At 70.6% G+C, this 7,943-nt stretch carries 11 protein-coding genes and 1 pseudogene; 5 read left to right on the top strand and 7 right to left on the bottom strand.

What is annotated here, in order from left to right; all coding sequences use genetic code 11:
* The 5 genes and pseudogenes from RMP09_RS17375 to RMP09_RS17355 all read left to right on the top strand — a co-directional run.
* A pseudogene (locus tag RMP09_RS17375) lies at positions 1 to 191 on the top strand (NAD(P)/FAD-dependent oxidoreductase); the annotation flags it as partial.
* Positions 192 to 266: 75 nt separating this feature from the next.
* Entirely contained in the window at positions 267 to 521 is a 255-nt protein-coding gene (locus RMP09_RS17370; protein ID WP_310567236.1) for a MoaD/ThiS family protein, read from the top strand.
* A gap of 22 nt (positions 522 to 543) precedes the next feature.
* Entirely contained in the window at positions 544 to 843 is a 300-nt protein-coding gene (locus tag RMP09_RS17365; protein ID WP_310567235.1) for a hypothetical protein, read from the top strand.
* A gap of 75 nt (positions 844 to 918) precedes the next feature.
* Entirely contained in the window at positions 919 to 1,365 is a 447-nt protein-coding gene (locus RMP09_RS17360) for an OsmC family protein (protein ID WP_310567234.1), read from the top strand.
* 207 nt (positions 1,366 to 1,572) lie between these two features.
* Complete coding sequence (locus RMP09_RS17355) at positions 1,573 to 2,121, top strand: Rrf2 family transcriptional regulator (RefSeq protein ID WP_310567233.1); 549 nt, start codon at positions 1,573 to 1,575, stop codon at positions 2,119 to 2,121.
* A gap of 32 nt (positions 2,122 to 2,153) precedes the next feature.
* Here the strand turns inward: RMP09_RS17355 and RMP09_RS17350 are convergent, their stop codons facing one another.
* The 7 genes from RMP09_RS17350 to RMP09_RS17320 form a co-directional block, all read right to left on the bottom strand.
* Positions 2,154 to 3,152, bottom strand: a complete 999-nt coding sequence (locus RMP09_RS17350) for an FAD:protein FMN transferase (protein WP_310567232.1) — start codon at positions 3,150 to 3,152, stop codon at positions 2,154 to 2,156.
* Between the two features lie 19 nt (positions 3,153 to 3,171).
* Positions 3,172 to 3,567: a c-type cytochrome gene (locus RMP09_RS17345; protein ID WP_310567231.1), complete on the bottom strand. Its 396-nt coding sequence runs from the start codon at positions 3,565 to 3,567 to the stop codon at positions 3,172 to 3,174.
* A gap of 86 nt (positions 3,568 to 3,653) precedes the next feature.
* Positions 3,654 to 4,286 (bottom strand): nitrous oxide reductase accessory protein NosL, encoded by a 633-nt coding sequence (locus RMP09_RS17340; RefSeq protein ID WP_310567230.1) that lies wholly within the window; start codon positions 4,284 to 4,286, stop codon positions 3,654 to 3,656.
* A 2-nt stretch (positions 4,287 to 4,288) separates the two neighbouring features.
* Positions 4,289 to 4,843, bottom strand: coding sequence for a nitrous oxide reductase accessory protein NosL (locus RMP09_RS17335; RefSeq protein ID WP_310567229.1), 555 nt, complete (start codon positions 4,841 to 4,843; stop codon positions 4,289 to 4,291).
* The gene (locus RMP09_RS17330; protein WP_310567239.1) at positions 4,840 to 5,640 is read right to left on the bottom strand and encodes an ABC transporter permease; all 801 of its coding nucleotides are present in this window, start codon (positions 5,638 to 5,640) and stop codon (positions 4,840 to 4,842) included. The genes RMP09_RS17335 and RMP09_RS17330 overlap by 4 nt, the downstream gene beginning before the upstream one ends.
* Before the next feature lie 89 nt (positions 5,641 to 5,729).
* Positions 5,730 to 6,674 carry an ABC transporter ATP-binding protein gene (locus RMP09_RS17325; RefSeq protein WP_310567228.1) on the bottom strand — a complete coding sequence of 315 codons (945 nt, stop codon included), beginning with the start codon at positions 6,672 to 6,674 and terminating at the stop codon, positions 5,730 to 5,732.
* Positions 6,655 to 7,935, bottom strand: a complete 1,281-nt coding sequence (locus RMP09_RS17320) for a nitrous oxide reductase family maturation protein NosD (protein ID WP_409559749.1) — start codon at positions 7,933 to 7,935, stop codon at positions 6,655 to 6,657. Before RMP09_RS17320 ends, RMP09_RS17325 begins: the two co-directional genes overlap by 20 nt.
* Positions 7,936 to 7,943: the final 8 nt, after the last annotated feature.

The raw sequence follows: 7,943 nt of genomic DNA, 5'->3' as shown, positions 1-7,943 counted from the left end.
TGGGCTGCAACAGCGTGGGCTGGACCGAGCACGTGGGCGTGATGCGCGGCCTGGTCGAAGGTCAGGTCAAGCTGGGCGAGTGGAAGGACCGGCTCATGGCCGACCCGACCAAGCTGATGGACGCCTATCTGGCGGCGGCCCAGGGGCAGGGCCACTGGGCGGGCGCGGCAGACGGGCGTCGACGCGCCTGACCCACATCGGTTCAGCCGCAGGCCCCTTGCCCTTTCACAGGCCGGGGGCCTTTGTTTTCTGCACAATCCTTCGCCATGAAGATCACCTTCAAACTGTTCGCCACGCTCACCGACCACCTGCCACCCGACGCCCGGCGCAGCAACCAGGTGGAGCTCGATGTCGCACCCGACGCCCCCATCAGCCAGATCATCGAACCCTTTGGCCTGCCGCCCAGGCTGGTGCACCTGGTGCTGGTCAATGGCAAGTACATCGCGCCCGAACAGCGCCTGAGCGCCACCCTCAGCGAAGGCGATGTGCTGGCCATCTGGCCCCCCATCGCGGGCGGTTGAGTCCAGCGCAACAGGCGGGCGCATGCAGGCCGACTACCCCGAGCGCTTCGAGCGCGACATGGGCTGCAACGAAGCCGAGTGGCTGGGCGGGATGCCGCGTGCGATCGGCGCACACCCCTGGCAACGCCAAGGTGCTTCAATCACCGTGCAGATCGGCACGGGGCGTTTGACGATCGACTGGCAACCCCTGCCCGAGAGGCGCATCGCGCTGCTGCGGGTGCAGCGCCTGCGGGTGTGCTTCCTGTTTGACGGGCTGGACGCCGATCAGCGCAAGGCCTTCATGAAACCGTTCGACCTGAGCATGCAGCGCGGCGGCGGCTGATCGGTTCGGCGGCGGATACCCCTGGGAGATGGGTACGATGGTGGCTCCACCGCCCGCATCCCGAGAGGAACCGCCATGAGTGAAAACGCCAGCGTCACCATCACCCGCCAGTCGGGCTACCAGTTTCTGGTCGATTTTGGGCCGCTCATTCCGCAGTTGCTGGCCGACGAGCCGGCCCCGCTGGGGCAGGGCGGCGGCCCGGCACCCGATCACATGCTGCTGGCCGCCGTGGCCAACTGCCTGAGCGCCAGCCTGCTGTTTGCGCTGCAGAAGTTCAAGCAGGACCCCGGGGCGCTCACCGCCACCGCCACGCCCGAGATGGGGCGCAACGAGAACAAGCGCCTGCGCATCCAGCGCATCCACGTGCAGCTGGAGTTGGGCAAGACCGCCGCCGAGCTTGAGCACCTGGACCGCGTGCTGGCGCAGTTCGAGGAGTTCTGCACCGTCTCCATGAGCGTGCGCCAGGGCATCGCCATCGACCTGCAGGTGCGCGACGGCGCGGGTGCCTTGCTCAAGGGCTGACGGCTTGGGCGGCGCGGTCGACCAAGGCCTGCGGGCCCTTGCCGGTGCGAACCAGGCGGTCTTCCATCACAAGAAGAAACCGATCCTGGATCGGATCAACCAGCAGGTGCGCTTCATCAAGTGATCGGCGGTCGCCGTCTCGGAAAATCGGGGTAGAGTGGCAAGGCAGGCTACCCCGGCCTGTATCCCGATCAAAATGGCGACCCGATGCGATTGACCCAGTGGACCGATTACAGCCTGCGTGTGCTGATGTACTGCGCCGCCTGCGCGGGCAGGGAACATCCCCCCACCGTCAGCGAGATTGCCGAGGCCCACGGCATCTCGCGCAGCCACCTGACCAAGATCGTGATGATCCTCGCCGGCCACGGCTGGCTGGGCACGACCCGGGGCCGTGGAGGCGGCCTGCGCTTGCTGGCCGATCCGCGCCAGCTGACCCTGGGCCAGATCGTGCGCGAGACCGAGCCCGACCTGAACCTCGTGGAGTGTTTCGATGCCGGCAGCAACACCTGCCGGCTCGACGGCTATTGCCGGCTCAAGGGCGCGCTGGGCCAGGCGATGGGGGCCTTTCTGGCGGCGCTCGACGGCGTGACGCTGGCCGATCTGCTGACGCCCAGTGCGCGCGCCCCGAGCGTTGCGGGGCAGTTGCCCCACCTGATCCCGATCCAGATGGCGCCGCTCAAGCGCCCGGTGGCCCCGGCCGCGCCGGCCGTGAAGACGCCGGCCCGCAAGACGGCGAAGCCGTCCAGCAAGGCTTGAAGGCGCAGAAGGCGTCGAAGGAACTAAAGGGCTCAGGCGGCTTGCAGCCGCTGCGCCATGCGCCCGTGGGTGTGCATCGCGCCACCCGCATCCACCAGCAGGCCGTCGACCCCGGGCCGTGAGGCCATCAGGCCCAGGCCCCGTGCCGGGCCGCCGACCATGGCGGCCGCACCGATGCCGTTGACCGTGGCCGTGTCGCGGGCCACCAGCACCACGCCGCGCACCCCTTCGGTGGGCCAGCCGGTGCGCGGGTCCAGCACGTGGTGGTAACGGCGGCCGTCCTGCAGGAAGGTCCGTTCGTAATCGCCCGACGAGGCGACGCAGCCGTCGCGCAGGGTCAGCACGCCCAGCAGCTGGCCGGGCGCGCGCGGGTCGCGCAGGCCCACGCGCCAGTCCTGGCCGTGGAGCTGGCCGCGCGTGAGCACGTCGCCGCCGCCGTTGATCATGGCGTGGTGCACACCGTGGCGCTCCAGCACCCGCATGCCAGCCTGGAGGATGGGCAGCTTGGCCACGCCGCCGAGGTCGATGCGCATGCCCGGGCGCGCCAGGCGCACGCGGTCGCCCTCGATGCGCACGTCGCGGTGGTTCACCAGCCGGCGCTCTTCCTGCAGTTCCTGCGCCGAGGGGCGGTGGGGTTGTGTGGCGTCGAAAGACCAGCCCTGGTAGGCACCGACGCTGATGTCGAAATCGCCGCGCGTGCGCTCGGACAGCGCGGCCGCCCGCCGCAGCACGGCCAGCAGTTCGGGCGGTGCCTGCACCGCCCCGCGGCCCGCCTGCCGGTGCAGCGCCGAGACCAGGCTTTCGCTGCGGTAGCGGCTCATCAACCGTTCGAGCCGCTGCATTTCGGCCCAGGCGGCGTCGATGGCGAGCGGGGCGTCGGCATGGGGTTCGCCGAGCACCAGGTCCACCCGGGTGCCCATCAGCGGGCGCGAATCGCGCCGGACCCCGGCCAGGGCCAGGCCCGGGTTCAGGGCCCAGCCGGCTGCCAGCAGGCCCAGGCCCGAGAGGCATTGGCGTCGTTGCAGGTTCATGGCGTGGCCCTGGGTTCGATCACTGCGACAGCGCCACCATGTGGTCGACGGCGGCCTTGACGTCCTCGTCGCTGAGCGAGGCGCCACCGCCGCGCGCCGGCATCATGCCCTTGGCGCCGGTGAAGCCTTCGAGGGCGTGCTTGTAGAGCGTGTCGTTGCCCTGGGCGATGCGCGGGCCCCAGTCGGCCTTGTCGCCCGGCTTGGGTGCACCCGCAACGCCGGCGGCGTGGCACATGGAACAGGTGGAGCCGTAGACCTTCTTGCCGATGGTGTTTTCGGCCACGGGTGCGGGCGCCGGGGCGGCGGGGGCTGCGGCCGGCGCCGGGCTGGCGGCGGGGGCTTCGGCGGGCTTGTCGCCGCAGGCCGCCAGGGCCAGGGCACACGTCAGGGAGAGCAGGAGGTGTCGTGCTTGCATGGGGTGCTTTCGTGGAAAGGGGATGGGCGATCCCTGGATTTTAATGTTCATTTGTGATGAATCATTGATGGCAGGCTTGACTTTGGTCAAGCGGCGCCCGGATGGCCGGCGTGTTGCCGCGGGGCCAGGCGCTGCAGCGCGGTGGGCAGCGCCTGCCGCAGCGCGTCGGCGCGCACGGCGCTGCCGCCCTGGCGGGCGATGAAGGCCTCGGCCGCGGGCGCGCTGGCGAACGCGGGCAGGTTGCCCGACCGCATGGGGCCGGGCGTGCGGGAGCCCTGCACATAGACCGCCTGCTCGGCCGGCACCCAGGCGCCGCTGTCGAGGTCGGTGACGTACGTGGCCAGGATGCGGTCGGCTTGCTGGCCCACGGTGTAGCGCGGCACGTTCTGCAGGTAGAGGAACAGGCTCAGCGGCGAGTCGAGGTACTGCACGTCGCCGTTGGCAAAGATCACCTGGGCCGCCCAGCGCGGCTGGCGCGCCGGGAACATGCCGCACACCGGACAGCGCGCGTGTGCGGGGATGGGGCGCGCCGCGGCCACCGCCAGACCCGCCGACGGGTCGAACGGGAACGGCGGCGCGACCAGGCAGATGTCGTCGGGCGGCGCGGTGCCCGGTGCCGCGCGGGACGCGCCGGGCGGCCACCAGCGCTGGGCGGCGCCGGTCAGCAGGACCGCACCGCCGGCCACGGCCAGCCCCAGGGCGCTGCGTCGCTTGAGCATGGTCACATGCGCGTGTCTTGCTGGGCGCCGCCGCTGAGATCGACCATCGCGGGCTGGAGCTCGGCAAAGCGCAACATCCGCCCGCCGTGCTGCTGCACGAAGGCCTGTGCGCCGGCCTCGGTGGCGAAACTGGCGGCGGTCGGCCCCATCGAGCCCTTGCGCCGGCTGCCCAGCACGTACAGCGCCTGACGCGCGTCGACCCAGTGGCCGCGGGGTTGCTCCCAGTCGGCCTGGCCCATGTCCTGCACGTGGGCGCTGAGCACGGCGCGCACCTGTTCCGGGGCCAGCAGGGTGGACAGCAGTTCGACGGTGTCGCAGAACCACTGCACCTCGGCCACCTGGGCGAAGCGGATCTGGCCTTTGGGGCCGGGGTAGTCGGACAGCAGCATGCCGTCGAGCGAACAGCTGGACTGCGCTTCAAAGTCCACCGGGCCCTGGGCCTGCGACGTGGCGTCGTCCTGCCCGCAGCCGGCGAGGCTGAGGGCGGCGAGACCGGCCAGGCCGGCGCAGCCGCACAGCAGGCGGCGCCGGTGGATGAGAGAGGTGTCGGGGTTCATGCGCGGAATCTCCAGGAGGCGATGAGCAGGGGGGCGACGATCCAGGCCAGCATGGCGGCCGTCAGCCCGCCCACATGGCCCATGGCCGGCGGCAGGATGCTGGCCAGGCCGTAGAGGCGCTGGGCGTCGTCGAGCGAAAACACGTTGAGGATGCGGAAGATGTCGGCCGGGTTGAGCAGCAGCAGGTAGGCGAAGGCGTCGCCGCCGACCTGACCGCCGGTGGCCACCAGCAGGCCCAGCAGCAGCAGGTCGAACACCAGTACCAGGCCGAACCAGAGCGCGATCGCCAGGCCCGAGGCGCGGGTGCGGTCGCGCGCCAGCACCGACAGCAGCACCGCCAGGCTCAGAAAGGCCAGGCCCAGCAGCACCGAGCTGAGCACGAAGCCGCCGTAGTGGTAGAGCGCGCCCAGGCCAAAGCGCTGGTACAGCACCCCCGCCACCAGCGCGAAGCCCGCCACGGTGGAGAGCGTCAGCGCCGCGGCCAGGCCCAGGTACTTGCCCAGCAGCAGCTCCAGCCGCGTGATGGGCAGGGCCAGCAGCAGGTCCAGCGAGCCGCGCTCACGCTCGCCGACGATGGCGTCAAAGCCCAGCAGCAGCGCGATCAGCGGGATCAGGTAGATCACCAGGCTGACCAGGCTGGCGATGGTCAGCTCGATCGAGCGCGGGCCGATCTGGCCCTGCGCGGCCGCGCCGAAATAGGTGATGAGCAGCGAGAACGCGGTGAACACCACGGCGACGGCGAGCACCCAGCGGTTGCGCAGCCGGTCGCGGAATTCCTTGGCCGCCAGGGCCTGCATCTGGTGCCAGGTGAGGGCGGAGGACACTGGAGTACCTTCGCCCTGCGGGCTGCGGTGCGAGCTTGCTTGGGAACGGCCCTGCGTCGCGCTCATGCGGCCTCCTTCAGTCCGAAATACACGTCTTCCAGCGACGGCTCCTGCACCTGCAGGTCGGCCAGGCCGGCCTGGCCCAGCCAGTGCAGCACGGCCATCTTGTGGCGGCGGTCGCAGCGCAGCACGCGCCGGTCGGCGGCCACGGGCTGCCAGTCAAGCGCGGCGTCCGCCAGCGCGTCGGGCCGCTGCTGGCCGATGGCGTGCAGCTGCTCGGGCGCGCCCGAGAGCACAAAGATCAGCGGCATGCGCGAGCGCTCGCGCAGCGACTGCACCGAACCCTGCGCGCAGACGCGGCCGTTGCTGAGCATGGCCAGCGCGTCCACGCGCTGCTGCAGCTCGGCCAGGATGTGCGAGCTGATCACCAGCGTCACGCCCTGGGCCCGCAGCGCGTCGAGCTGGTCGTAGAAGTCGCGGATGGCCGACGGGTCCAGGCCGGTGGTGGGTTCGTCGAGCAGCAGCAGCCGCGGTTCGCCCAGCAGGGCCTGCGCAAAGCCCAGGCGCTGGCGCATGCCCTTGGAGTATTCGCGCACGGCCCGGTGTGCCGCGCCGCCCAGGCCCACGCGGTCCAGCAGCTCGCCGCACTGGCGTTCGGGTGCGCCCTTGAGGCGGGCAAAAAACTGCAGCGTCTCCAGGCCGCTGAGGTTGTCGTAGAGCACCAGGTTCTCGGGCAGGTAGCCCAGCGTGCGGCGCACCGCGCGGAAGTCCGGCCCGTTGACCAGGCTGCCGTCGACGCGGATCTGGCCGCTGCTCGGGCGGATCAGGCCCAGCACCAGCTTGAACAGGGTGCTCTTGCCGGCGCCGTTGTGGCCGATCAGGCCGAACAGCTGGCCGCTGGGCACGGTGAGGTCGACGCCGTCGAGCGCGTTCAGCGGCGCCTTGGCGCTGCCATAGGTCTTGGTCACGCCTTCGAGGCGCAAGGCATCAGCGTTGTGGTTGGTCACGCCAGGTGCTCCATTGGGGGTGGGCCGGCGCCATGGCCGGGTGTGGGTCGACCACGCTGGGCACGCGCAGGACGGGAAATTGTTGTGCCAGGATGCGCAGCGCCTCCACGGCGGGGCTGCCCATGAGCAGCTTGACGATGGGGTGGCGCCACTGCAGGCGGTCGACCAGGTCGTTGGCTTCGTAGGCCACGTCGCCGACGCCGTCGCCGTTGCGGTCCCAGCCGCGGTAGTTGCTCCAGTGGTTGCCCTGGCCGGGTTCGGCCCGGCCCCAGGGCTCGTCGCGCGCGCCGACGTAGCGCACCTGTTCGCGGTTGCCGATGAAATCGTTGCCCACCACCTGGTTGCGGGTGGAGCCGGCCGAGAGGTGCACGCCGACGCGGTTGTTCACCACCAGGTTGCGGCGCAGCGTCACGTATTCGACGTCGTAGATGAAGAAGCCGCGGTCGTTGTCGGCCACCACGTTGTCCTCGATCACCGAGTCCTGCATGGTGCGCAGCATGATGCCGTGGTCGGTGTTGCCCCAGGTGCGGTTGCGCCGCACCACCTGGTCGCGCACCTCCATCAGCGCCAGGCCACCGCGGTTGTTGTAGCTGTCGTTGTCTTCCCACAGGTTGTGGTACGAGTTCATGTAGTGCGTGCCGTAGCGGCTGTGGTGCAGCCGGTTGCCGCGGAACTCGGCGTGGTGCGAGACGTCGACGTAGAGCGCGTCGCGCACGAAGCCGATGTGGTTGCCGACGATGCGCGCGCCCTGGGTGTTGTAGAGCTGGATGCCGTTGCCGCGCTGGGCGGAGTTGAGGTCGCGCAGGCCGGTGATGACGTTGTGCTCAATGCGCACGTCGTTGGCCTTTTCGATCCACAGGCCGAACAGGTTGTAGGTCAGGTCGCAGCGGCGCACCACCGCGCGGTGGGCGCCGGGCTGGAGGTAGATGCCGGCGTTCTGGTCTTTGAGGCTGGTGCCCGAGTCGCGCACGATCAGGCCCTCGATCAGCACGTCGGTCGAGACGACGCGGATGGTGTCGCCCTGGCCGCCGCCGCTGAGCGTGGGGCGGTCAATGCCGCGCAGCGTCAGCGGCTTGTCGATGCGCAGGTTCACGGCATAAAAGCCACGCTGCACCTCGACCACGTCGCCCGCCGCCGCCCGCGCCACGGTCGCCTGCAGGTCGCCGCCCGGGGCCACCCGCCAGACCGCGGCCAGGGCCGGGCCGGCCAGCGCGAGGCCGGCCACAACCAGGCAGGTACGCAGCCACGCTGGCCAACGCACAGGCCAGG

The organism is Hydrogenophaga sp. (assembly GCF_031426985.1).
Classification (GTDB): Bacteria; Pseudomonadota; Gammaproteobacteria; order Burkholderiales; family Burkholderiaceae_C; genus Hydrogenophaga.
This window is presented reverse-complemented; position numbering and strand designations above follow the sequence as displayed.